Source organism: Alistipes sp. dk3624 (assembly GCF_009557455.1).
Taxonomy (GTDB): Bacteria; Bacteroidota; Bacteroidia; order Bacteroidales; family Rikenellaceae; genus Alistipes_A; species Alistipes_A hominis.
The window spans coordinates 1,387,254-1,413,685 of the sequence record NZ_CP045651.1 but is presented as its reverse complement, the minus strand read 5'-3'; the positions used below and the strand labels follow the sequence as shown (position 1 = coordinate 1,413,685).

General features: G+C 58.0%; 16 protein-coding genes. 4 read left to right on the top strand and 12 right to left on the bottom strand.

The window, feature by feature from the left end; translation table 11 throughout:
- Positions 1-449 precede the first annotated feature (449 nt).
- From surE to nifJ, 11 genes are all read right to left on the bottom strand, one after another.
- Entirely contained in the window at positions 450-1,229 is a 780-nt protein-coding gene (gene surE / locus GFH31_RS05975; protein WP_055205814.1) for a 5'/3'-nucleotidase SurE, read from the bottom strand.
- A 145-nt stretch (positions 1,230-1,374) separates the two neighbouring features.
- Positions 1,375-2,196, bottom strand: coding sequence for an N-acetylmuramic acid 6-phosphate etherase (murQ, locus tag GFH31_RS05970; protein WP_055205729.1), 822 nt, complete (start codon positions 2,194-2,196; stop codon positions 1,375-1,377).
- 9 nt (positions 2,197-2,205) lie between these two features.
- A complete protein-coding gene (locus tag GFH31_RS05965; RefSeq protein ID WP_153498329.1) occupies positions 2,206-3,048 on the bottom strand; it encodes an ATPase in 843 nt (280 codons plus the stop codon).
- On the bottom strand, positions 3,045-4,214 hold the full coding sequence (locus tag GFH31_RS05960; protein WP_101572180.1) for an acyltransferase family protein: 1,170 nt from the start codon (positions 4,212-4,214) through the stop codon (positions 3,045-3,047). The genes GFH31_RS05965 and GFH31_RS05960 overlap by 4 nt, the downstream gene beginning before the upstream one ends.
- Positions 4,215-4,226: 12 nt before the next feature.
- The gene (locus GFH31_RS05955) at positions 4,227-7,226 is read right to left on the bottom strand and encodes a xanthan lyase (RefSeq protein ID WP_153498328.1); all 3,000 of its coding nucleotides are present in this window, start codon (positions 7,224-7,226) and stop codon (positions 4,227-4,229) included.
- Positions 7,223-8,671, bottom strand: a complete 1,449-nt coding sequence (locus GFH31_RS05950; RefSeq protein WP_118456912.1) for a sodium:solute symporter — start codon at positions 8,669-8,671, stop codon at positions 7,223-7,225. The genes GFH31_RS05955 and GFH31_RS05950 overlap by 4 nt, the downstream gene beginning before the upstream one ends.
- Positions 8,672-8,922: 251 nt before the next feature.
- Positions 8,923-10,224 (bottom strand): O-acetylhomoserine aminocarboxypropyltransferase/cysteine synthase family protein, encoded by a 1,302-nt coding sequence (locus GFH31_RS05945; protein WP_101572187.1) that lies wholly within the window; start codon positions 10,222-10,224, stop codon positions 8,923-8,925.
- 319 nt (positions 10,225-10,543) lie between these two features.
- Positions 10,544-11,764 (bottom strand): peptidase T, encoded by a 1,221-nt coding sequence (gene pepT / locus GFH31_RS05940; protein WP_055205734.1) that lies wholly within the window; start codon positions 11,762-11,764, stop codon positions 10,544-10,546.
- Between the two features lie 18 nt (positions 11,765-11,782).
- On the bottom strand, positions 11,783-13,777 hold the full coding sequence (locus tag GFH31_RS05935) for an OPT family oligopeptide transporter (protein WP_153498327.1): 1,995 nt from the start codon (positions 13,775-13,777) through the stop codon (positions 11,783-11,785).
- Positions 13,778-13,961: 184 nt separating this feature from the next.
- Entirely contained in the window at positions 13,962-15,989 is a 2,028-nt protein-coding gene (locus GFH31_RS05930; RefSeq protein ID WP_055205737.1) for a transketolase family protein, read from the bottom strand.
- Positions 15,990-16,227: 238 nt separating this feature from the next.
- Complete coding sequence (gene nifJ, locus GFH31_RS05925) at positions 16,228-19,776, bottom strand: pyruvate:ferredoxin (flavodoxin) oxidoreductase (RefSeq protein WP_055205740.1); 3,549 nt, start codon at positions 19,774-19,776, stop codon at positions 16,228-16,230.
- 213 nt (positions 19,777-19,989) lie between these two features.
- On the opposite strand from nifJ, the gene mtgA reads away from it, so the two are divergent.
- On the top strand, positions 19,990-20,670 hold the full coding sequence (gene mtgA, locus GFH31_RS05920; protein WP_101572412.1) for a monofunctional biosynthetic peptidoglycan transglycosylase: 681 nt from the start codon (positions 19,990-19,992) through the stop codon (positions 20,668-20,670).
- A gap of 13 nt (positions 20,671-20,683) precedes the next feature.
- Here mtgA and GFH31_RS05915 read toward each other — a convergent pair whose 3' ends face one another.
- Positions 20,684-21,154: a hypothetical protein gene (locus GFH31_RS05915; protein ID WP_153498326.1), complete on the bottom strand. Its 471-nt coding sequence runs from the start codon at positions 21,152-21,154 to the stop codon at positions 20,684-20,686.
- A gap of 180 nt (positions 21,155-21,334) precedes the next feature.
- Here GFH31_RS05915 and GFH31_RS05910 point away from each other — a divergent pair, with 180 nt between their 5' ends.
- The 3 genes from GFH31_RS05910 (at position 21,335) to GFH31_RS05900 (ending at position 26,426) form a co-directional block, all read left to right on the top strand.
- Entirely contained in the window at positions 21,335-22,702 is a 1,368-nt protein-coding gene (locus GFH31_RS05910; RefSeq protein WP_101572198.1) for an MATE family efflux transporter, read from the top strand.
- A 49-nt stretch (positions 22,703-22,751) separates the two neighbouring features.
- The gene (locus GFH31_RS05905) at positions 22,752-23,504 is read left to right on the top strand and encodes a CDGSH iron-sulfur domain-containing protein (RefSeq protein ID WP_101572199.1); all 753 of its coding nucleotides are present in this window, start codon (positions 22,752-22,754) and stop codon (positions 23,502-23,504) included.
- Positions 23,505-23,687: 183 nt separating this feature from the next.
- Positions 23,688-26,426 (top strand): family 78 glycoside hydrolase catalytic domain, encoded by a 2,739-nt coding sequence (locus tag GFH31_RS05900; protein ID WP_153498325.1) that lies wholly within the window; start codon positions 23,688-23,690, stop codon positions 26,424-26,426.
- The last annotated feature ends 6 nt before the right edge of the window (positions 26,427-26,432 follow it).

Here is a 26,432-nt window from a genome sequence, read left to right as displayed (position 1 = left end):
CCCGTTCCGTGTTCTGCTCATGTTTTTTCGTTTTTTCCGCTATCCATATTTTTCACCATGTTTTCTTGCCTGCGTCGAACGAACGGATGAATTGCCGACGAAAATCCGACAGACAAAAGTACAAATATTCGTTCGATAATCTAATCCGTGCATTCGGTAAAGTCTTTTTACTCCGGATAATACGTTATTTCGTTTTTCTTAACGTGTTTTCACCGGATAAATTGCCCGTATGATGCCGGTTTTATGTGGATTCGACCATTTTTACGGCATTTTTTCACAATCCGATTTTACCGCATTGTACAGGTCGCAAATGTAAATAAGAAAACTGGAAAAACAAAAATAGTTTTCCAGTTTTTGAAAGTTTTTTACCCGATCGGTCAATTTAGTCGGGTTTTTAACCGGGTCTCGATATCCGAAAACGGGTCGAAACGGCGGTAAGGAAGCTGTTTTTACTCGAATTTCAGCTCTTTTAACTGCCCCAGTTGTTCGTAATTGGTCAGATCCACTTGGATCGGAACGACCGATACGTACCCGTTTTTGAGCGCCCATTCGTCCGTGTCGGTCGCTTCGGGCTCGGTATTTTCGAAATAACCGCAGAGCCAGTAATAGTCGTGTCCGCGCGGATCCTGGCGGCGTTCGAACACTTCCCGCCAATAGCCCCGGTTCTGGCGGCAGGGCATGATCCCGCGGATTTGTTCGGCCGGCAGGTTCGGTACGTTGACGTTCAGGCACAACGGGCGTCCGAGGTTTTCGGTCATGGCTTTTCGCACGATCGGCAGGATGTACTGCTGCACGGTGCCGAAGTCGGCGTCCTCGTCGTGGTCGAGCAGCGAGAAGCCGATCGACGGAATGTTGTAGAAACTGCCTTCGATGGCGGCTCCCATCGTTCCGGAATAGAGGACGTTAACGGCCGAGTTGGCGCCGTGGTTGATGCCTGACAGCACCAGATCCGGAGTTTCGCCGTTTTGCAGCAGGTAGTCGAAAGCGATCTTCACGCAATCGACCGGAGTGCCGTTGCAACCGTATATGGTCAAGCCTTCCTGCTCGGTCACCTTTTTCAGGTACAGCGGGCGCGTCATCGTGATGGCGTGCGACATGCCGCTTTGCCCCTCTTCCGGGGCCACCGCTACGATCCGGCCCAGCGGTCGGACCGTTTCGATCAGCTTTTGGAGTCCTTTGGCGCGGACTCCGTCGTCGTTGGTGATAAATATCAATGGTTTATGATTCATAGGCTTTGTCTGTTCGTTTGTTCGTAAACTGCAAAGGTACGAAAAAACGGGCCGAATACCAACTTGGCCGAAAGCGACGATCCCGAAAGTCCGCAACATTTTCGGATTTCCGGGATCGTGGTTGTCGGGGTGTTTTGCCGGCGGGTCAGCTTTGCGATTCGCGGTAGGCGTCGATCGCTTTGCGGGCCGATCCGTGCAGCAGCAGCAGGCGTTTGGCCTGTTCGTAACCGAGCCCCAGTTCGTCGGCGACCATCCGCGTTCCGCGGTCTACCAGTTTGTCGTTGGTCAGTTGCATGTTGACCATCCGGTTGCCTTTGACGCGGCCCAGCTTGATCATCGTGGCGGTCGTAATCATGTTGCAGATCAGCTTCTGCCCGGTTCCCGATTTCATCCGCGAACTGCCGGTGACCAGTTCCGGCCCGACGATCATTTCGATCGGAATATCGGCTTCGGCGGCCAGCGGGGAGTCCGGGTTGCTACAGATACAGGCGGTCAGGATGCCGTGTTCGCGGGCGCGGTGCAGCGCCCCGATCACGTACGGGGTCGTGCCCGATGCCGCGATGCCGATCACCGTGTCGAGCGGCGAGATATTCCGTTCCAGCAGTTCTTGCCAGCCCCGCTGCGGATCGTCTTCGGCGTGTTCCACCGGATTCCGCAACGCCGTGTCGCCGCCGGCGATCAGGCCGACGACCAGCGTCGGCGGCATCCCGAAGGTCGGCGGGATCTCCGAGGCGTCCAGCACGCCGAGCCGGCCGCTCGTGCCGGCTCCCAGGTAAAAGATGCGGCCTCCTTTCTGCATCCGCTCGACGATGGCGGTTACCAGTTTTTCGATCTGCGGGATCGCCTTGCCGACCGCTTCCGGGACTTTCCGGTCTTCTTCGTTGATCTCTTCCAGCAGCTCGCGGACGGATTTTTGTTCCAGGTTGTCGTGCAGCGACGCCTGTTCGGTAATTTTTACGAAAGTCATATGTTATCGTTATTGATTCGCATGGTAACGGACGAGTCCTTCCATCGGCGTGCGGACGATCGACCCGATCCGCAGACCGGATTCGACGGCGGTCTCTTCCAAGATCTCCTTATAATAATAGGCGACCGATCCGGTGAAATGCACGGGAAGCTCGCGGCAGTCGGGGTATTGCAGTACGTTCCGGCGCAGGAAGCTCGCGAAACCGTTTTTGACCAGCGTCCGGATTTCCGGTACGTCGAGGTTTTCCGCGAGAAACGGCGACAGGCCGGCGAGAAAACGGTTCGGGAACGGTTTTTTGTAAATCCGTTCGAGAATATCGGCCGGCGTCAAGCCGAAACGCGAGAGAAATTTCTCTCTGAGTCCTGTCGGGAGCTGGTTTTTCAGGCAATCGCCGACCAGCGTCCGGCCGAGAACGGCCCCGCTGCCTTCGTCGCCGAGGATGAATCCGAGCGGCGAGACGTTGGCCGTAATTTCGGTTCCGTCGTACAGGCAGGAGTTCGAGCCGGTTCCGAGGATACAGGCGATGCCGGCGTTGCGGCCGCACAGCGCGCGGGCGGCTGCCAGCATGTCGCTGCCCACTTCGATGTCCGCCGCCGTGAAACGGGCGGCCAGGACGTCGCGGATCACGGCGATCTTATCGGGGAAAGCGCAGCCGGCTCCGTAAAAGCGGATCTGTTCGATCGGACGATTTCCAAGCTGCGGGAGCAGGCCGCCGTCCACTTCCCGGGCGATTTCGTCGGCGCTCTGGAAAAACGGGTTGGTTCCGTGGGTGGCGATCCGGCATATTTCCGCGGCGCCGTCGGCCACGCACCAGTCCGTTTTGGTCGAGCCGCTGTCTGCAAGCAGTATCATATTTTGATGTAGATTTTCCGTTTATACAACGTATAACCGATTCCCCAGTTCAGCGCGACGAATAGCAGCGCGTAGACCAGCGAACCGAAGTAGTCGCCCAGCGCGGGTTTCAGGCACAGCGAGTAGGCGAACCCGTGCAGGCTCAGCAGGCCGTTTCCGTGCGGCAGGCGAATGTTGTTCAGCAGGATCGAGAGCACGGCCGCCGAGACGTACAGAAACAGCGGATTGATGCCGAACGATTCGAAAAAACGGCTCCAGCGCCTGTAACCTTTGACATCGATCGTCCAGATCAACAGCGCCAGCAGCGACGAGGCCATGCCGCAGGTGACCAGTACGAACGTGGGCGACCAGATTTTCTTGTTGATCGGACAGCCGTAGCTCAGCAGCCAGCCGCACAGCATCAGCGCCGATCCGACGAGGAACAGGTTTTGGATTTTATCCGTCAGGTTCCGTGCGCCGACGAGCAGTCCTCCGCAGCAGAATCCGATCAGCACGTGGGCGATCGACGGGATCGTACTCAGCAATCCTTCCGGGTCGAAGGCGAGATCGCCCTGACGGTACATGTGCGCCGGGCCGAGTATTGCTCGGTCGACGATGCCGACGACGTTTTGTTCGGAAATTTCGAATCCGTGTCCCGATAGCAGGATCGCGAAATAACCGGCGAGCAGTCCCGCGGCGATCCACGGGATGCGCCGGTGGCGAACCGTTACGGCGATCAGCGCCGCCGCGCCGTAACTCAGCGCCAGGCGTTGCATCACGCCGAGGATCCGCATCCGGTCGAACGTCCAGCACGAACGTCCGATCCGTTCCCAAAACGGAACTCCTTCGTCCGACAGCGCGTTGAACGTGCCGCAGAATCTTGAGAACCACCCGATCCCGACGCCTATCAGGAAGATCACCAGTACTCGCCGCAAGATTTTCCGGACCGTGGCGCGGCTGCACCGGAAATCGAATTTTTTCAGCGACAAGTAGGTCGATGCCCCCATGATGAACATGAAAAACGGAAAGACCAGGTCGGTCGGCGTCAGTCCGTTCCACGAGGCGTGTTCCAGCGGGGCGTAGATCGCGCTCCAACTGCCCGGGTTGTTGACCAGGATCATCCCTGCGATCGTGATCCCGCGCAGGATATCGAGGGCCAGCAGGCGTTTGTTTTCAGCGGCGTTCATTCGTCCGAAGGGTTATGGTTGTTCGAAAAATTCCAGAATCCCGCGCATCAGGCTGTCGCGCCGTTCGTCCGTAAGGACGGTCTCGAACGGGAATCCGAGCGTGCAGACCTTGTAGGCGCCTTTATAAGCCACTCCCGCGCTGAGATTGTTTTCCGTATAACGGAATACCGTGAAGGCGCCGTCGGCAGCCGGTTCGATAGCGTCGGGCGATTCGACGACGTAACAATCGCCGTTGAGTTCGTGGTTGTAATCGTAATCTCCTTTCAGCGTTTTGTACGGCGAGGCGACGCTCCGGACACCGCCGCGAACGGCCGCCCGTCCGGTACGTAATTTGAATTTCAACGTGTTGGCGGCGAATTCCTTCGATGCCTCGGTCGTGTCGCTTTCCCACAGGTCGGAACCCACGTAAGCGCCGCTGACCAGCAGGTTGCCCCCGCCGTTGCAGTAGTCCGCGAGGGCCAGTTGCAGTTCGGGCGGGAAAGCCCGGAATTCCGGCGGACAGGCTCCGCGCGCCAGGACGGTTTCGCGCTGCTTGCCGAGGATCAGATCGACCGCTCGGTAGTCGCCGAGGTTCACCTCGTCGTCGATGACCGATTCGTTGCTGCACGACACGAACGAATATCCGGCGCTGACGATCGAGCGGCCGTGCAGGGCCGGATAATCGAACGTATTGCCGGCGATGACCTCTTTCTCGTAATCCGCGCGACTGGCCCCGAAACCGGCGGCATCGTCGTCGGCATACGGCGTCGGACGACGGAATTCGTACTGGCTGCCGATAAAGCTGATGTCCTGCCTATCCGGCACGCCGTGGTCGATTTCATCGTAAAAACCGGCCAGCGAGTCGCATACGAAACTGTACGGCGCGCTGATCCGGTCGAATCCGTTGATGACCAGCACCGTCCCTTTCTCGTCGGGAACTCGGCAGGCCGAAAGGATCTCGGATGGGAAACTTTCGCCGCCCCGGTTCAGCGCCGTCACTTTGTAACTGTATATTTTGCCGGGCTGCTGGTACAGCCTGATACGGTTTTCCGCGACCGGCACCCCGTTGTCGAAGCCGCCGTCGCCGATCCGGGTGTAGAGCACGTATCGTCCTGCCTGGGCGGTCGGTTCCAGCGGGTCGGCGACTGGCTGCCAGTTCAGTTCGACGCTGTCCCGCCCCGCGAATGCGATCCGGAAATGGTCGACCGGCAGCGGTTGTACGACGCAATCCTGCTTGTACTGGAATGCCAGGAATTGCAGGATGCCTTTATAAATCGCCCGGCTGACCGTAAAGCGGAAACGCGGGTCGAGGCCGTAACGCATGTCGGCGAAATTCTGGTGCGACAGCAGTTCGAGCAGCATGGCCGGCACTTCCGGGACGTGCGCTTCGAAATAGGCTTTGTCCCACATGCCGCGACGCGACCATTCGGGTTCGTACAACGCCTGTATATCCGATACGATCTGCGATTGCACCAGGTCGGTCAGGTCGCGCGACAGGTCGCGGGAGGCGCCGTTCGGGTAGAGTCCGTCGTCTTTGTGCGTATAATAGATGCCCAACGTGCCGATGATCGAGTCGTTCATCGTCGTTCCGGCGTCGGAATGGAATGCCAGCGATAGGTCGACCGGAATGTGCAGCCCTTCGCGGTCGGGGGCGTTCTTCGTCCCGCCGACCAGGTAGTTCACCCACAGGCCGCGGCACAGGTAGTCGTCGCGGTAGTCGTTCGTATGCCCCGTGGCCGAATAGACCGAATCCGGAAATCCCGCCCATTGCAGCCAGTAGCGCGCACCTTCGGTGAAACGGGGATAGCCGCTGGTCTCGTATGCGTAGTCGATTTCCGGATTGCGTTGTTCGGCCGGCATGATCCGGGCGATGTTGCCCTGTCCGCCGCCGATTTTGACGGCGTCGGCCGTGACGATCCGACCTGTCTTATGCGACAAATTGCTCAGCGTAACGCAGCCCGATTCGGAACATCCCGCATCGAAATCGAAGTGCCCGAGGTAGATCCATGTGCCGCCGCCCATCGTTTGGTTAACGCGGAAACGGGTCGTTCCACCTTTGTGGCGAACCGTGTAGACCGCATCGTCCGTGCTGTTCGGCAATGTTTTATAGGAGACGTAAACGGCATACCGGCCGCCTTTCGGAATGTCGGGCGTCCAACGTGCCGTGCTGACGTCGTCCGGATGACCTACGGTCACGGCCTGCCGGAACGTTCCGTCGCGGAACGGGTTCTCGGCGTCCTTGTAGCTGGATTGTTTGTAGGCGAAGCCGGGCTCCTCGCCGGTCGTCCAGGGTTTCGTCCCGTTTCGCTCTTCGTAACGCGACGCGCCCGCTATCGCCGGGTCGTTGTCTGCGATTGCCTCTTCGGTCTGTACGTCGCGTTCGCGCGGCATCAGGACGTAGGCCCCGGCGTTTTCCAGCATCGGAACCAGGTAGGGCAGCACGTAGCTCTGCGTGTAGAGGTCTTCGACGATCTCGAAAATACGTGCCCGCTGCCACTCCCAGCGGTTCAGTTTCGGTTCGAAATAGTATCCGTGACTTTGCCACAGGGCGATGTGGCGTCCGTCGAGTCCGGCGGTCGGCCGGTAGGGCCGATTCGCCCGCGTGACCAGCGGCTCGGGCGATTTCGTGACGAAGCGTTTTCGGCTGCGGTCGGCTTTGCTGCGCAACGGGGCGGGGATCAGTTCCTCGATCCGTTTTCCGTCGGAGAACAGGACGATCTCCTTGCGTTTGAACCCGGCCGGCAGCAATTCTCGGATACCGTCGTAAATTCTCCGGACGTTGTCTTCGCGGAACGGGATGTAGGCGCAGTTCTCGCCGGCATAGAGTTCCAGCGTTTTTTTGTCTGCGGCCACCGAGTCGATCGTAATCCGGCCCGAGCGGATCGTCGTGCGGGCCGTTTCGGTGAGCAGGTCCCCGATCCGGTCGCGGACATCCTGCGGGAGCGGCTGGGCTTGCAGCGGCAGAGTTGCCGCGAAGAACCCCGACAACAGGAACGCAAGACGGACTGCGTGCGTTTTTTTTATGATTTTCATTTTTTTCTGATTAGCAGGCAAAGGCCTGCAAATGTAAATAATGCGTTGAATATCAAAAGTTCGTAACTGAACGAATAACCGTTGAACCAGGTTTCCGAGTGACTGTCCAGTACGAAACAGAGCACCGGAGACAGCAGCGCGACGAGCGGAACCCAACGGTCCCGAACCGGGCGTTTGGTGAAAATGCCGAACGCGAACATGCCGAGGATCGGACCGTAAGTGTAGCTGGCCAGCACGTAGACGGCGTCGATGACGCTCGTGTTGTTCAGCACGTTGAAGATCAGGATTACGACGCCCATCGTGACGGCCATGCCGACGTGCACCCGCTTGCGGATGCGGGCCGTCCGGGTTTCGTCGTGTTTTTTCGTGCTTCCGAGAATATCGACCGTGAACGAGGTCGTCAGCGAGGTTAGCGCCGACCCCGCCGCCGAATAGGCTGCCGAAATCAGTCCGAGCACGAACAGAATACCGACGATCACCGGGAAGTAACCCTGCGTCGCGATCATCGGGAACAATTCGTCGCTTTTCTGCGGAACCTGCAGGCCGTTGCGTTCGGTGAACGTGTAGAGCAACACTCCGAGCATCAGGAACAGCAGGATCACGAACAGCTGCAGGATGCCGCTGGTTACGATGTTTTTCTGCGAATCCCGGAAATTCTTGCAGCTCAGGTTGCGCTGCATCATGTCCTGGTCGAGGCCGCTCATCGCGATCACCGTGAAAACGCCCGCAAGGAACTGCTTGAAAAAGTAGCGTTTGTCGTTTATATCGTCGAAAAAGAAGACCTGCGAATAGTCGTGGACGGCGATCGTCCGCACCATCTGCCCGAAGCCGAGCTGCAGGTCGGACGCGATGTAACAGATACACAGTACGACGCTTACTACGAGGCAGAACGTTTTGAGCGAATCGGTCCAAATCAGCGATTTGACGCCGCCGCGGAACGTGTAGAGCCATACGAGCGCCATCGTGGCGGCGACGTTCCAGACGAATCCGATGCCGAGCGGTTCGAAAACCAGTAGTTGCATGACGATACAGACCAGGAAAATCCGCACGGCCGCCCCGAGCATTTTCGAGATGAAGAAGAACCATGCCCCGGTTTTGTAGGAGGAGGCTCCGAAGCGGTTTTCGAGGTATTCGTAGATCGATACGAGCCGCATCCGGTAAAACAGCGGGATCAGCACGAACGCGATGATCAACTGCCCGGTCAGAAACCCGAGCACCATCTGCATATACGAAAAGTGGCTGGTCGCCACCCAACCCGGCACCGAGATGAACGTAACCCCCGAAATGCTCGATCCGATCATCGCGAAAGCGACCACGAACCACGGCGATTTCCGGTTGCCGACGAAAAATCCCTGGTTATCGGCCTTCCGTCCGGTCACGTAGGCGACTGCGAACAGCACGGTAAAATAAGCCGCGACGGTAACGAGGACTAAAGCAGGGGTCATATTCCGGATCGGTTTGGTATCCCAAAGGTACGAACTATTTTAGAAAAAACGGCAGATTACGAGACGGTTTCCGTCGGATTCCGTTCGGTGGGGGACGAAAGGATTTCGCGGGTTTTCCGTTTTACGCCGGAGTCGGGTAAAATTGCCTGTGCGGAATCGTCGGTTCCAGCGTTGAATATCGGATAGAAGCGAAAGGCCGTCCCCGAACCGGGAACGGCCTTTCGAACATCGGTTTCCGAAACCGGAGGCGGTTATAGGGTCCGTAACGCTTCGTCCAGGTCGGTTTTGAGGTCTTCGACCGCCTCGATGCCGAGCGATAGCCGCAGCAGGTTCGGGAAGACGCCGGCTTTGCGCTGTTCGGCTTCGCTGAGCTGGGCATGCGTCGTCGATGTCGGGTGGATGATCAGCGACTTCGTGTCGCCGACGTTGGCCAGGTGGCTAATCAATTCCAGGTGGTTGATGACCTGAGCCGTCTGTTCGGCGTTGCCTTTGACGCGGAACGACAGTACGCCGCCGAAGCCGTGGCGCAGGTATTTTTTTGCCAGCGCGTGGTGCGGACTGTTTTTGAGGCCGGGATAATTGACGCTTTCGACCTTCGGGTGTTTTTCGAGCCATTGCGCGATTTCCAGCGTGTTGTCGACGCTGCGTTGTACTCGCAGCGACAGCGTTTCGAGGCCTTGCAGCAGTTGAAAGGCATTGAACGGGCTCAGGCACGGTCCCAGATCGCGCAGTCCTTCGGCACGCGTGCGGATTGCGAACGCGATGTTGCCGAAGGGACCGTCGCTGCCGAATACCTCCCATATTTTCAGTCCGTTGTAGCTTTCGGTCGGTTCGCTGAAGGCCGGGTATTTGCCGTTGCCCCAGTCGAAGTTGCCGCCGTCGACCACTACGCCGCCGAGGCTGGTGCCGTGTCCGCCGATCCATTTGGTCGCCGAATGCGTCACGACGTTGACGCCCCATTCGATCGGGCGGAACAAGTAACCGCCGGCCCCGAACGTGTTGTCGGTGATTACGGCGATGTCGTGCTTACGCGCCAGTTCGACGATCGGTTCGAAGTCGGGCACGTTGAACTCCGGGTTGCCGATGGTTTCCAGATAGATCGCCTTCGTTCTCGGATCGATCAGCGAAGCGATGCTCCGTACGTCGTCGCCGTCGGCGAACCGTACCTCGATACCGAAACGGCGCAGGGCGACTTTGAACTGATTGTGCGTGCCGCCGTAGATGTACGAGGTGCTGACGATGTTGTCGCCGGCTTCGGCGAGGTTGCTGATGGCCAAAAATTGCGCCGACAGGCCCGATGCGGTCGCTACGGCCGCCGTGCCGCCTTCGAGCGCCGCAATGCGGTCTTCGAATACGGCCGTCGTCGGATTGGTCAGTCGCGTGTAGATGTTGCCGAACTTCTTCAGAGCGAACCGGTCGGCGCCTTCCTGCGCGTCCGAAAAGACATACGACGTGGTCTGGTAAATGGGAACGGCGCGCGAACCGGTCGTGGGGTCGGGCGCCTGTCCTGCGTGAACCTGCAGGGTGTCGAAGTGATAATTTCTTTTGCTCATGGTTTTATTTTTTTGATTGGTTTGTGAATTCGGGATACAAAAAAATCCGGCTCGAAGGCCGGATCGTTATGATTGTGTCGTTTTGAATCGGTGCGGGGCAGACAAACAGAATCACATCCGGCGTAAGCAGGAAGACATGCACATACCCATCGTCATCCGGCAGGAAGCCCGGAGTGCTGCGAAACGTTCGTATGCGCTGTTGTTTGTCATTTCATTCATGTTCCTGCGGCAAATATATGCATTTCCCGTAAAGTTGGTGCGTTTTCCGCAAATTTTTTTAATTTTTTTTAGTTTCTGCAAACGAAAGGCTGCGCGTCTGTCAGGATTCGGACCAGATACGGGCCAGGTTTATAATGGTTTGCACGGCTCGTTGCATCGTGTCGACCGAACAGTACTCGAATTTGCCGTGGAAATTCATGCCGCCGGTAAACAGGTTCGGGCACGGCAGGCCCATGTACGATAGCCTCGCCCCGTCCGTGCCGCCGCGGATCGGACGCACGATCGGCGCGACGCCTGCCTGCCGCATCGCTTCCATCGCCTTTTCGATCACTTCGGGATACGGTTCGATTTTTTCGCGCATGTTGTAGTACTGGTCCTTCAGCGTCAGGCGGATGACGCCTTCCCCGTATTTCTCGCCGAGCAGCGCCACGGCGTCGGCGAGATAGCGTTTTTTCGCTTTGAACTTTTTGTGCGAATGGTCGCGGATGATGTATTCCAGCGAAGCCCGTTCGACCGTTCCTTCCAATCCGACCAGATGATAAAAACCTTCGTAGCCCTCGGTGTGTTCCGGACGCTGGGCGGCGGGCAGCAGCGCGTTGATTTCGCAGGCTACCTGCAAAGCGTTGATCATTTTGTCTTTGGCGTATCCGGGATGGATGTTGCGTCCCTGCACGGCGATTTCGGCGGCGGCCGCGTTGAAGTTTTCGTATTCGATCTCGCCTTCGAAGCCGCCGTCCATCGTGTAGGCGAATTTCGCCCCGAACCGCTCTACGTCGAAGAAATCCACTCCGCGGCCGATCTCTTCGTCCGGCGTGAACCCGATCCGGATCGTGCCGTGTTTCGCTTCGGGGTGGGTCGTCAGGTATTCGGCTGCGGTCATGATTTCGGCGATGCCGGCTTTGTCGTCGGCGCCGAGCAGTGTCGTGCCGTCGGTCACAATCAGCCGGTGCCCTTTGTAGAACGCCAGTTCCGGGAAATCGGCGGCGCGCATCGTGAGTTTGTCGTTCAGCGCGATATCGCCGCCGTCGTAGCGTTCGATAATGCCGGGGCGGATGTCCGACCCTTTCATATCGGGACTGGTATCGACGTGCGAAATGAAGCCGACGACCGGGGCCGACTCGCAGCCCGGCGTCGCCGGGATCGTACCGGTGACATAGCCGTTCGGATCGATCTCGACATCGTGCAGTCCGAGGGTCGTCATCTCTTCGAGCAAGTGGTTCAGCAGGGCCAGTTGTTTGGCCGTCGACGGATAGGTTTCGCTTTTCGGGTCGCTCTGCGTGTCGAAAGCGACGTATTTTAAGAATCGTTGTTCGAGGGTCATATTTTTATCTCTTTCGTATTAACTTCCGTTGTTCTTACGGGCCGAATCTCTTAAACTGTCGCGGACGAAATAGGCGATCAGCAGGATGTACATTGCAAGCGACAACACTTCGGCTCCCGTCGTGCCGTTCCATTCCGTAGCGAACCAGTCGGCTCCGAAATATTTCAGCAGGGCGCTCACGACGCCCATCAGCGCGCCTCCGGCGATGAATCCCGATGCAATAAGCGTTCCGCGTTCGCGGCGGGTCTTGTTCGTTTCGGCGTTTCGGCTGCGGCTGCCGACATACCAACTGACGAGACCTCCGACCAGCAGCGGGGCGTTCAGTTCCAGCGGAATAAACATGCCGAGCGCGAAAGCCAGCGCCGGAACGCCGATCATCGTCAGCACCAGCGCCAGCGCCGCGCCGGCGAAATAGAGCAGCCACGGCGTTGCGCCGCCTTCCATCAGCGGTTTGATGACCGCGGCCATCGCGTTGGCCTGCGGTGCGACCAGCGCGCCGTCGCCGGTGAAGCCGTAGGTTTTGTTCAGCACCATCATCACGCCGGCGACCGTTGCGGCCGAGACCGCCGTTCCGAGAAACTTCCAGCCCTCCTGTTTAGCGGGCGTCGAGCCGAGCCAGTAGCCGATTTTCAGGTCGGAGATGAAAGCGCCGGCCATGGCGAGCGCCGTGCAGACCACGCCGCCGATGATCAGTGCGGCGGTCATGCCGGCCGTGCCGCTGAGTCCGGCGCTGACCAGTATCAGCGAGCTGAGGATTAGTGTCATCAGCGTCATGCCCGATACCGGGTTCGTGCCGACGATTGCGATGGCGTTGGCCGCGACGGTCGTGAACAGGAACGAGATGACAAAAACAATGGCGATCGCGATGCCCGCGTGGAGCCAGTTGTCCAGCAGTCCGAAGCGGAAAAAGATGAACGTCGTGGCCAGTACGGCGATCAGCACCGAGAGGATCAGTTTCATCGGAATGTCTCGCTGGGTGCGTTCGACGGTTTCGGCTCCGGCACGTCGGCCGCGCAGTTCGGTGACGGCCAGCCCGAGCGCCTGCCGGATGATGTTCGACGAGCGGACGATGCCGATGACCCCTGCCATTGCAATCCCACCGATCCCAATATGCCGGGCATAATTTTTAAAAATCATTTCGGGCGTCATGTCGCGCAGCAGCATGGTGATCCCTTCGCCCACGGCGAGGGTCTGCCCGTCGGCGAAATGGCTGAGAAACGGGATCAGTACGAACCATACGGTGAACGATCCGGCGCAAATATAGGCCGCATACCGCAGGCCCACGATGTAGCCGAGACCGAGGACGGCGGCGCCGGTGTTGATCTTGAAAACGACTTTCATCTTGTCGGCCAGCGCTTCGCCCCAGCCGGTCATGCGGGTCGATATTTCTTCGGTCCACCAGCCGAAAGTACTGATGATAAAGTCGTAGACTCCTCCGACGAGTCCGCTGACGGCGAGCAGTTTGGCTTGGTTTCCCTTTTTTTCGCCGGAGACGAGCACTTCGGTCGTGGCGGTGGCTTCGGGGAACGGGAGTTTACCGTGCATGTCGCGCACGAAATATTTGCGGAACGGGATCAGCAGCAGGATGCCGAGCATACCGCCGAACAGCGAAGACAGGAAGATCTGGTAGAACTGTGCTTCGAGCCCCAGAATGTAGAGGGCGGGCAGCGTGAAGATGGCTCCGGCGACGACGACCCCGGAACTTGCGCCGATCGACTGGATAATGACGTTCTGTCCGAGCATGTTGCGGCGGCCGGTGAGGTTGCCGACGCCGACGGCGATGATGGCGATCGGGATGGCGGCTTCGAAGACCTGACCGACGCGCAGACCGAGGTACGCGGCGGCGGCGGAGAAGACGACGGCCATCAGGATGCCGAATGTGACCGAGTAAGGGGTTACTTCGCGCGGTGCGGGCGTGTCGGGCATGACGGGGCGGTAGGTTTCGCCGGGGGCGAGTTCGCCGTATGCGTTTTCGGGCAGCGAGGTAGTATCGGTTTTGTGCGGTTGTGCCATGGTTTTCGGGTATCTGTCATTCAAAGGTAGTTATTTTACGACAAATTCGGAAAACGGATCGGAATCGCTTGGTTTGCCATCCGCGTTGTTTTGCCGTAAGCTGTCCGCCGCCCGTCGGCCGAAAAGAGAGAGACCGGATCCTTGCGGAACCCGGCCTCTCTGCCTTGTTTATGAAAAAGTCGCCTTATTTTTTCAGCATCGCTTTCACCTGGTTGTAAACGTTCTCGCCCGAGAAGCCGAACTCCTTGTCCAGGACGCTCGCAGGAGCGGAATATCCGAAGTGATCGAGACCGTACACTTCGCCGTCGCAGGCGACCAGGCCGGCCAGCGTCACGGGCAGACCCGAGGTCAGACCGAACTTCGGCACGCCGCACGGCAGCACGCTCTTCTGGTACTCCTTGCTCTGGTCGCGGAATAGTCCTTCGGACGGAACCGATACTACGCGTACTTTCACGCCGTCGGCTTTCAGCTTTTCGGCGCCGTCTATCAGCGTAGCCACTTCCGAACCGCTCGCCAGCAAGATTACGTCCGGGGTTCCGGCGCAGTCTTCGACGATATAAGCGCCCTTGACGGCCTGCATGGCTTCCTTGGCGCGGTCGCCGCTCGCTGCGGGCAGATTCTTGATATTCTGACGCGACAGGATCAGCGCGGTCGGACGTTCGTTTTCCATCGCGATTTTCCAGGCGGCGACGGTTTCGTAGCTGTCGGCCGGACGGAGTACGACGACCGAACGTTCGCCTTTGTGGTTGCGCAGTTGTTCCATCAGGCGCAACTGTGCTTCGTGTTCGATCGGTTGGTGCGTCGGACCGTCCTCGCCCACGCGGAACGAGTCGTGCGTCCAGACGTATTTGACCGGCAGGCGTTGCAGCGCGGCGATACGCAGCGCGGGTTTCATATAATCCGAGAATACGAAGAACGTTCCGCAGGCCGGAATTACGCCGCCGTGCAGCGCCATGCCGTTCATGATGCAGGCCATCGTGAACTCGGCTACGCCCGGTTGCAGGAAACGGCCGGTAAAGTCGCCTTTGACCATCGCATGCGTCTTTTTCAAAAATCCGTCGGTTTTGTCCGAGTTGCTCAGGTCGGCCGATGCAACGATCATGTTTTCCACATGCTCGGCCAGGTACGACAGTACGGCGGCCGATGCGGCGCGAGTAGCCACGTTGTCGCCGCAGTTGATCTTCGCATAGTCGATATCCGGAGCCTTGCCCGACAGGAACTGGTCGAGTTTCGCGGCCAGTTCTTTGTTGGCGGCGCGCCAGATCGATTCTTCTTCTTTACGCAGCGCGTACCATTTTTTCAGCTCTTCGCGACGGCGGGCGTACAGCTCTTCGACGTCTTTGAAGATCTGGAACGGTTTTTCCGGGTCCCCGCCGAGGTTGGCGATCGTTTTGGCCGTGTCGCCGCCGGCTGCCGACAACGGCTGTCCGTGCGTCGAAACCTTGTTCGAGAAGTCTTCGCCTTCTTTGCCGACGGCGCCTTTGCCCATCAGCGTATGGCCTACGATCAGCGTCGGTTTTTCGGTTTCGGCGATCGCGCGGTTCAGCGCCTGGCGGATTTCGGCGGCGTCGTTGCCGTCGATGCTGATGACGTTCCAGCCCCACGCTTCGTATTTGGCCACGATGTCTTCGGTCGAAACTTCGTCCACTTTCGTCGAAAGCTGGATGTTGTTCGAGTCGTAGAACATGATCATGTTGCTCAGACCCAGATGGCCGGCGATACGGCCCACGCCCTGCGACACCTCTTCCTGAATACCGCCGTCGGAGATGAACACGTAGGTTTTATGCGCCATCCATTCGCCGAAGCGGGCTACCAGAAAGCGTTCGGCGATCGCTGCGCCCAGCGCCATCGCATGTCCCTGGCCCAGCGGACCCGACGTGTTTTCGATACCGCGGGCGACGTCCACCTCGGGGTGTCCCGGCGTCGGGCTGCCCCATTGACGGAAAGCGGCCAGTTCGTCCATTTTGAAATAACCTGCCAGCGACAGCACCGAATACAGCATCGCGGACATGTGGCCCGGATCGAGGAAAAAACGGTCGCGGAACGGGTAACGCGGGTCTTCGGGATTGTAGTTCAGGTATTCCGAATAGAGAATGTTTACGAAATCGGCACCGCCCATTGCGCCGCCGGGATGTCCCGACTTCGCTTTCTCCACCATGGAGGCTGCGAGGATACGGATGTTATCCGCAGCTCTTGTCGTCAAGTCTTTCATTTTGTTAATTCAGTTAGTATTTTTGGTTTCAAGTGAATTCGTTTCCGGAAAAATTAAACGAAACAAATTTAGGTAAAAAAACCGATTCTTCAAAATCCTGCAAACGAATAATTCCCCGGCGGCGGGCCTTTCCGCGCCGTTCCCGGATCGTCTCCGCGCCGTCCGGGAACCGTTCCGAAAACAAAGGGCCGTCCCGATTGCGGGACGGCCCTTCGCCTTTGTCGTTATACGGTAGGCGCTACTCTTTCTTTTCGTTCGAGTAGTCCATCGCTACGTAACGTTTGTAGGTGTCGTAACGCCATTTGGCGTCGGACTCGGAGGCTGCGAACAACTCTTCGGCCTCTTTCGGGAACGTTTTCAGCAACGAAGTGTAGCGCACTTCCTTGTGGATGAATTCCTGGAATTTCGACCAGTCCGGTTCCTTCGAGTCGAGGATGAACGGATTCTTGCCTTGTTCCGGAAGGGTCGGGTTGTAGCGCCATAGGTGCCAGTAGCCCGATTCGACGGCTTGCTTCTCGGTCATCTGAGACAGCCCCATGCCGCCTTTGATACCGTGGTTGATACAGGGCGCATAGGCGATGATCAACGACGGGCCGTTGTAAGCTTCGGCTTCTTTAATGGCCTGGAAGTATTGGTTGTGATTGGCTCCCATGGCGACCTGAGCGACATAGACGTAGCTATAGGTCATTGCCATCGCTCCGAGGTCTTTCTTGCGGACGCGCTTGCCGGCCGACGCGAATTTGGCGACGGCGCCGATCGGGGTGCTCTTCGACGACTGTCCGCCGGTGTTCGAATAGACTTCGGTGTCGAGAACCAGGATGTTTACGTTCTTGCCCGATGCGATGACGTGGTCCAGACCGCCGAATCCGATGTCGTAGGCCCAGCCGTCGCCGCCGATGATCCAGATCGACTTTTTGATCAGGTAGTGTTTCAGTTCGAGGATCTGCTGGCAGATCGGGCAGTTGCAGGCTTCCATCATCGGGATCAGGCGTTCGGCGATCTCTTCGCTTTTGGTCGCGTCCTTGCGGTTGTCGATCCATTCGGTCATTACGCTTTTCAGTTCGGCCGAGCAGGTCGATCCGTTTTCGATCGCTTCGCGCATCAGGATGCAAAGGCGCTCGCGCTGTTTGGCGACGCCCGACAGGATCCCGAGTCCGAATTCGGCGTTGTCCTCGAACAGCGAGTTAGCCCAGGCCGGCCCGAAACCTTTGTCGTTGGAGCAGTAAGGGGACGACGGTGCGGAGCCTCCGTAGATCGACGAGCAGCCGGTCGCGTTGGCGATAATCATCCGGTGACCGAACAACTGGGTGATCGCTTTGATATAAGGCGTTTCGCCGCAGCCTGCGCAGGCGCCCGAGAATTCGAATAGCGGACGCGAGAACTGGCTGTTCTTCACGGTCTTGGTCTTGTCTACGACGGTATCTTTGTAGCCGACTTTGCGGTGCATGTATTCCCAGCGGGCTTCCTCGCCGTTCTGGAGCTGTTCTTCGAGCGGCTTCATCACGAGGGCCTTGTTCGGAGCCGGGCAGACGTTCGCGCAGTTGCTGCAACCGGTACAGTCGAGCGGAGAGATCTGGATCTTAAATTTGTAGGCTTTCGTCGCGCCGGCGCCCTGGATCGTTTTCGTTCCTTCGGGAGCGGCTTCGGCTTCCTCTTCGGTCAGCAGGAACGGACGGATCGCTGCGTGCGGGCAAACATAAGCGCACTGGTTACACTGGATACAGTTGTCGGGCTGCCATTCCGGAATTTTTACGGCGATGCCGCGTTTCTCGTACTGCGACGTGCCCGGATCCCACGAACCGTCTTCACGGCCGACGAACGCGCTGACCGGCAGGTTGTCTCCTTCGAGGCTTTCGATCGGGCGGACGATTTTCCGGATGAATTCGGGTGCGTTTTCCGGTTCGGTCGGAACGACTTCGATCGAAGCCCATTCGGCCGGGATCTTCACTTTGGTCACGTTGCCCCCGCGTTCTACGGCGGCATAGTTCATGTTGACCACGTCCTCGCCTTTCTTGCCGTAGGATTTGTAGATGGCTTTCTTCATCTCCTCCTTGGCCTTGTCGTACGGAATGACGCCCGACACCTTGAAGAATGCGCTCTGCATGATCGTGTTGGTGCGGCTTCCGAGGCCGATTTCCGATGCGATTTTCGTCGCGTTGATGATGTAGAAGTTGATTTTGTGCTCGGCCATGTACTTTTTCATAGCGTCCGGCAGGTGCTTCTTGGTGGTTTCCGCGTCCCAAACGCTGTTCAGCAGGAATGTGCCGCCGTCCTTCAGTCCCTTCAGCAGGTCGTACTTGCCGAGGTACGAAGGAACGTGGCAGGCTACGAAATCCGGCGTATTGACCAGGTAGGGCGAACGGATCGGCTTGTCGCCGAAACGCAGGTGCGATGCCGTATAGCCGCCCGACTTTTTCGAGTCGTAGGCGAAGTAGGCCTGGCAGTATTTGTCGGTCGTGTTGCCGATGATTTTAATCGAGTTCTTGTTGGCTCCAACGGTACCGTCGGCGCCCAGGCCGATGAAACGGGCCTCGAACGTATCTTTGTTTTCGAGGTGCAGTTCCGGGCCTACCGGCAACGAGGTGAACGTTACGTCGTCCACGATGCCTACCGTGAAGTGATCCTTCGGCTCGTTGGCCTTCAGGTTTTCGTAAACGGCCAGCATCTGCGCCGGGGTGGTGTCTTTCGACGACAGCCCGTAGCGGCCGCCTACGACGATCGGCGCGTTTGCGGTGCCGTACAGCACGTCTTTGATGTCGAGGTAGAGCGGTTCGCCGTTGGCGCCCGGTTCCTTGGTACGGTCGAGCACGCAGATTCGTTTTACCGATTTCGGCAGTACGTTCATCAGGTATTTCGGCGAGAACGGACGGTAGAGATGTACCGAGATCAAGCCGGCCTTTTCGCCTTTCGCCTGCATGTAGTCGATCGTCTCCTTGATCGTTTCGGTGATCGAACCCATCGCGATTACGACGTTTTCGGCGTCCGGATCGCCGTAATAAGTGAACGGTTTGTATTCCCGACCGGTGATTTTGCTGATGTTCTCCATGGCCTCGGCCACCAGATCGGGGATGGCGTCGTAGAAGCGGTTCGACGCTTCGCGGGTTTGGAAATAGATGTCGGAGTTCTGGGCCGTGCCGCGCGTTACCGGGTTCTCCGGATTCAACGCCCGTTTGCGGAACTCGGCCAACGCTTTGGTGTCGAGTAGTTTGATGAGCGCTTCCTCGTCGATCAGCTCGATTTTCTGGATTTCGTGCGAGGTGCGGAATCCGTCGAAAAAGTGCATGAACGGAACCCGCGATTTAATGGCGATCAGGTGGGCGATGCCGGCCAGATCCATCACTTCCTGCACGCTGCCCGAAGCCAGCATGGCAAAGCCGGTCTGACGGGCGGCCATTACGTCCTGGTGGTCGCCGAAAATGGACAGGGCCTGCGCTGCGAGCGCCCGCGCCGATACGTGGAATACGCAGGGAAGCAGCTCCCCGGCTATTTTGTACATGTTCGGAATCATCAGCAGCAACCCCTGAGAAGCGGTGAACGTAGTGGTCAAAGCACCTCCCTGGAGCGAACCGTGCACTGCGCCGGCGGCTCCTGCCTCGGACTGCATCTCAACGACTTTGACTGTCTCCCCAAAAATGTTTTTACGTCCGCTTGCCGCCCATTCGTCGACATATTCTGCCATCGTGGACGACGGAGTGATCGGATAGATCGCCGCTACCTCGCTGAACATATAAGCGATGTGGGCGGCTGCGTAGTTTCCGTCACAGGTGATAAATTTTTTTTGTGCCATTTTTAAAAACGATTTGTTGGAATAATTTTCCTAAAAGTTTTTCCCTTCTCTGTAATTTCGTGCAAATATACAGCGATTATTTTAAATTGAATAATTTGCTCATTTTTTCACTATGAAATGTGAAAAATTATATTATTTTTGCCCGAATGCTCCAGAGCGTTTTCTCGTTTCGGATGTGTTTTTTTGAAAATTAATTGTCTGTAAATCTTGATTATGCGCTACTTGCTGCGGTTGGTAGTTTATCTGTCGCTGTTTTTTGTGACCTATTCGATTTGCTCGGTGCTGTTGCTTCGGGCGGTGCCGGTAACGGTCACGCCGCTGAAGGTGCTCCGTTTCTTCGAGAATTTCACGCAGGACGGTTTTTCAGTGCATTCAAATTGGGTGCCATTCGACCGGATCAATCCGTCGGTCGTACAGGCGGTAATCGCCACCGAGGATAATAATTTCGCTACGCACAACGGTTTCGACTGGGAGGCGATCAACCAGGCGTTCGACGAGAACCGCGAGGGTAAGCGCCTCCGCGGCGGAAGCACCATTTCGCAGCAAACGGCCAAGAACGTTTTCTGCTTTCCTTCGCGCACCTGGCTGCGAAAGGGGTTCGAGGCTTATTACACCGTGCTGATCGAGTGCTGCTGGAGCAAACGCCGTATCATGGAAACCTACCTGAATGTCATCGAGACCGGCCGGAACATGTACGGGGTTGAAGCTCCCGCCCGCGAGGTGTATGGTAAGAGTGCCAAAGAACTGAACCGTTACGAGGCGTCGATGATCGCCACCGTGCTGCCGAATCCGCTGCGGATGCGGTTACAGAACCCTTCGAACTACATGGTGCGCCGCGCCGCCCGCGTGCGTACCCTGATGAACATGGTCGGCGAGGTCGATCTGGGCCGGTGAGCCGCGCCGGATTTTATAGACCGCCGATAAAATTTTTCAGTTCGCTTTTGCTTCCCGAAAATTTCAGCGTCGACAGCAGCGTGTTCCTGTTGGCGTCGAACGCCTCTTCCCGGATCATGTTCAGCAAGCCGGCCGAACTGCGCCCGGCCGATCGCCGGAGCGTTGAACAGGCACGGCTACGGTTTTCGACGCTGATTTCGGTGACCTCGCGGCCCGAATGACGTACGATTTCTGAAAAAACGGGACTGCCGTCGCGTTTATTGTCGCCGTACCCGTCGTAGGCCTCGATCCGGCAGTCGCCGCTTTTCAGGTTGGCGATGAAACAACTGTTGGTGACGGACAAGACCCGCTCGCCGTTCAGGTAGATCGTTACGGGATTTGCCGGACTGACGATGCGGATTCCCCGCAGCGGACGCGCCGTCTGCGCAACGGAAACCGCCGGCAACAGGATCGACAGCGTCGGCAGGACTTTTACGGATTTCATGATTTCCGAATAGAATTCGTTAGTACTTGTATGATACGGCCCTACGCATACAAAACTAATCATTTCTGTGGAATATGCAATATATTATAGGTGAAATTGCGGATTTTTCGGTTGAAATTCGGTATCTTTGTCCCGTCTCGGCCGTCCTCTCCGGAACGGCGTATCAGAAAAAAACGAAATATGGCAGTGCAGATGGATCAAGCGACGGCCCGGCTCGGGTCGGAGCGCGTAGGGAAGTTATTACTCGATTATTCCATTCCGGCGGTGATCGGGATGGTGATGGCGTCGTTGTACAACATCGTCGACAGAATTTTTATCGGGCAGGGCGTGGGCCCGTTGGCGATTTCGGGGCTGGCGTTGACTTTCCCGCTGATGACGCTCGTGATGGCGATCGGTACGCTGGTCGGCGTTGGCGCGTCGGCTCGGATATCCATCGTGCTGGGAATGAATGATGTGCGTTGGGCGCGTAATATCCTGGGGAACGCTTTCGTGCTGACGTTTTTGTTTTCGGCGGTGCTGATTACTTTTTCGATGCTCTACTTGGACGATATCCTGTTGGCGTTCGGCGGCAGCGCGCAGACGATCCCGTATGCGAAGGATTACCTGCGGATCGTGATTCCGGGGAGCGTCCTGTCGAACCTCAGTTACAGTTTCAGCGGGGTGATGCGGGCCACCGGTTATCCGCGCAAGTCGATGTACACGATTCTGATCGGCGTCGGGCTGAACGTGATCCTCGATCCGGTCTTCATTTTCGGATTGAATATGGGGATCGAGGGGGCGGCCGTCGCGACGGTCATCTCGATGTTTGTCAGCATGTTGTTCGTGATGAGTCACTTTTTCAACACCAAACACCAGGTGCATTTCCGGGTCGGTTGTTTCCGGCCGAAGGCCCGGATCATCCGCAACATCGTTTCGATCGGCATGGCCCCGTTCCTGATGAACCTGGCGGCGAGCGTCGTCAACATCATCATGAACAACCAACTGGTGCGCGAAGGGGGCGACCTGGCGATCGGAGCATTCGGCATCATCAACAGCTTCGGTATGCTGATCGTGATGTGCGTGCTCGGGCTTTGCCAGGGGATGCAGCCGATCGTCGGCTTCAATTACGGCGCCGGAAAACACAAACGGGTCAAAGATGTGCTGCTGCTGACGATCCGGATCGCCACGCTGATCGTTACGGTCGGTTTCCTCGCTTCCGAACTGTTTCCCCGCTGGCTCGTCAGGGCTTTTACCGACGATCCCGATCTGACGGCTATGGCCGTGCACGGGATGCGGCTGGGGTACTGCCTGTTGTTTCTGGACGGTTTTCAGATCGTCGTTTCGGTATTCCTGCAGTCGATCAGCAAGGCTCAGAAGGCCGTTTTCATGGGGTTGTCCCGACAGGTGATTTTCCTGATCCCGGCGCTCTATTTCTTTTCGCGCTGGTTCGGCCTGACCGGAGTGTGGCTATCGATCCCGGCCGCCGACCTGCTGGCGGCCGTTGTGGCGATTCTGTTCCTGCGCAGCGAAAGACGCGTATTTTATCCCTCTTCCGGCCGACGGGTATGATTGTTGCACGTTCGAAAATCCGTAAACGATTTTTAAACACATCAATCACATGGAAAAGTTCAATGTACAACCGGGCACGAAAGTGGCCCCCGACCGGTTTCATATCACCGTTATGGAGGAAGGGCCCTATCTGGTTTACGGACAGCCGCCGCTGAAACAACAATTCATGTTGCCGAACCGCGAAGGCGAAATCTGGTATTACAAGGCGGGCAAAGAGTATGCTACCCAAGACGAACCGACGGCGCTGTGCCGTTGCGGCGCGTCGAAGACCAAGCCGTACTGCGACGGTTCGCACGTGCATACCGACTGGGACCCGTCGCTTACCGCATCGGAAGAACCGCTGCTGGATGAAGCCGAGTCGTTCGGCGGTCCGGAAGTGGCGTTGACCGATAACCGCGAGTATTGCGCTTTCGCCCGTTTCTGCGATGCGAAGGGGCAGGTGTGGAATCTGGTAGAGGAGGAGGGCGAACGCGCCCGCGACCTGACGATCCGCGAGGCGGACCGTTGTCCGGCCGGACGTCTTTCGGCGTGGCTCGACGCCAGCCATCCGCACGAACCGCATTTCGAACCTTCGCTCGGCCTGTTGGAAGATCCGCAGCGCGGGTGCAGCGGCGCGTTGTGGGTGCGCGGCGGCATTCCGATTCAACGCGAAGACGGGTTTGTCTACGAGATCCGCAACCGGGTGACATTGTGCCGTTGCGGCCAGTCGTCCAACAAGCCGTACTGCGACGGGACGCACGCTTCGATGGGGTTTCGCGACGGATTGCCGGGAAAGCCCGAGCCGGACGGCGAAGAGTGGTAGGGTATTTCGAAAGCTTCGTCGCTGTTTTCGAAAATAATGTTTGTCGGAGGGAAATTTTTCCCTCCGTTTTTTTATGCCTGTCGAAATCGTTCGGAAAATCCGCGAAAAATGGTAATTTTGTCGAACTCCCCGATTTTATGACCGCGGGAGGATGCGGAAAACCTAAATAACTGAATTGAATTTATGAAAAAACCGAGTGCAAAAGTTGCGGGCCTGCTATTGGCGGCCTGTCTGGTCGTTTCCGGCGCGTCGTCTGCGGCGCGCGGAAGCGCCGGAATCGTTCCCGGAAAGCTGACCTGCGAATACCAGACCGACCCGTCGGTCGTAGACGCGCAGCATCCCCGCTTGTCGTGGATCAATACTGCTGCCGCAGGCCTTCGCGGCCAGGAGCAGCGGGCATACCAGATCGAGGTGGCCTCTACCGAAAAAGCGTTGCGGGACGGGATGGCCGATCTGTGGAACAGCGGGAAAGTAAAAAGTCCGCAGTCCACGCTGGTGAAATATGCGGGAAAGCCGTTGCAGTCGCGCGAGACCTGCTGGTGGCGGGTGCGCGTGTGGGATGGGAAGGGCAACGTATCGGCGTGGAGCGAACCGGCCCGCTGGAATATGGGTATCCTCGATCCGTCGGAGTGGAAATGCCGCTGGATCGGCGCGCCGTGGCAGGGCGAGGAGTCGCTGGAGGCCCTGGGCAAGGATGTGCCGCCCCCGGCCCCGTTGCTGCGCAAGTCGTTCGGCGTGGATAAGGAGGTCGCTTCGGCTTACTTCTACGGAACCGGCCTCGGTTATTTCGAGTTGTATATGAACGGCGAAAAAGTCGGCGACGACGTGTTGGCTCCGAACCAGACCAATTACGGCAAGCGTCCCGGGCTCGAAAAGCGCGGAATCCCGGTCGAGGATAATTTCAGGGAGTACCGGGTGATGTACGTCGGATACGACGTGACCGACCGGGTGCGCCGCGGCGAAAACGTGCTCGGAGCGATTCTCGGCAACGGTTTCTACAATGCGAAGATCCATTGGGTAATGGCGTTCGGGTCGCCCCGCTTTTTCGGGGAACTGCATATAACCTATGCGGACGGAACGCAGGACGTGATCCTGAGCGACGGGTCGTGGAAAGCGTCCGAAAGCGCGATCGTCTCCGACGGGGTCTATTCCGGCGAACAGTACGACGCCCGCCGCGAACAGCCGGGGTGGTGCGCTCCGGGATTCGACGACTCGGCCTGGCAGCCGGTCGCGCTGCGCAAAGCGCCGGAAGGGAAGCTCGTCGCCCAGAACGGTCCGCCCGACCGGGTGATGGAACGGCTCGAACCGGTGAAGATCGAAAAACTCGGCGAAGGTCGTTACAAAGTGGATTTCGGACAGGAAATTTCGGGCTGGCTGCATCTGAAAGACGTCGAAGGCGCTCCGGGACAGAAGATCGACATTCGTTACATCTGCGAATCTCCGGTCGGTTCGAACAGCTATACGATGAAGGGCGGCGGCCCCGAGTCGTACCACACCCGTTTTACGTGGTATGTATTCCGTGAAGTGGAACTCAGCGGCTGGCCCGGAGAACTGCGTCCGGAACAGGTGACGGCCGAGGCGGTATATTCGGACGTGGCTACGACCGGCTGTTTCGAGTGTTCCAATCCGCTGTTCAATACGATCAATCGGATCTGGTGGCGCAGTCAGACCGATAACATGCACGGCAGCGTGGCGAGCGACTGCCCGCACCGCGAACGTTCGGCCTATACGGGCGACGGGCAGGTCGCGTGTGTGACGGTGATGCATAACCTTGATGCCGCGGCATTTTACAACAAGTGGATTCGCGACATGTGGGGGGCGCAGAATCCGGAGACGGGTTACGTGCCCAACGGCGCGCCGTGGCAGCCCGGCTGCGGCGGCGGCGTGGCGTGGGGAGCCGCGATGAATATCATGCCGTGGGAATTCTACGTGCACTACGGCGACCGCGACCTGCTGGCCGGCAATTACGACGCGATGAAGGAGCAGATCCGTTTCATGCAGAACTGGGTGGGCGACGACGGCGTCATGCTGATGCAAACGCCGAACCAGTGGATGAACCTCGGCGACTGGTGTCCGGCCTTCGATTTTCCGCCTGCGGAAATGGTGCATACGTTCTACCTGTGGCGTTGCGCCGATTACACGGCCCGCGCAGCCGAAGCGCTCGGCAAGACGGACGATGCAAAGGCCTACCGTGAGCTGGCCGACCGGACGGCTGCCGCTTTCCACAAGCGTTTCTACGATCCGCAGAAAGGAACTTACGGCCGTTACGGAGGAAATATTTTCGCATTGCGGATCGGGGTTCCCGACGAATACCGCGACCGGGTAGTGGCGTCGCTCAGGCAGGATATTCTCGACAACGGAGGTCATCTGGATACCGGCATTTTCGGCACCCAGTTCTTCTTCGAGGTGCTGGCCGAGAACGGATTGGGCGAACTGGCTTACGAAGCGATGAACAAACGGGACTATCCGAGTTTCGGTCACTGGATCGACCAGGGCGCCACGACGACTTGGGAACAGTGGAACGGCGAAAATTCGCGCAACCATCCGATGTTCGGCGGTTCACTGACCTGGTTCTACCGCAAACTGGCCGGCCTGAACGCCGACCCGTCGCAGCCCGGTTACCGTCATATCGTGTTTCGCCCGCAGCCGGTATCGCAGATCGACTGGGCGAAGTACGCCACGGCGACTCCTTACGGGCAAGCGTCGGTCGACTGGAGCAAACGGGGCGGTCGGTTTACGATGACGGTCGAAGTGCCGGTAGGCTGTACGGCTACGGTGTGCGTACCGGATGCGAAAGCCCCTTCGGCCGTTCGCACGGACGGAACCGGTAAGAAAGACGGGAATATCGTTTATAACGGCATGAAGGACGATTACGCCGAATATACGGTGCGTTCGGGCAAATATACCTTTACGGTGGAATAGCCCGGA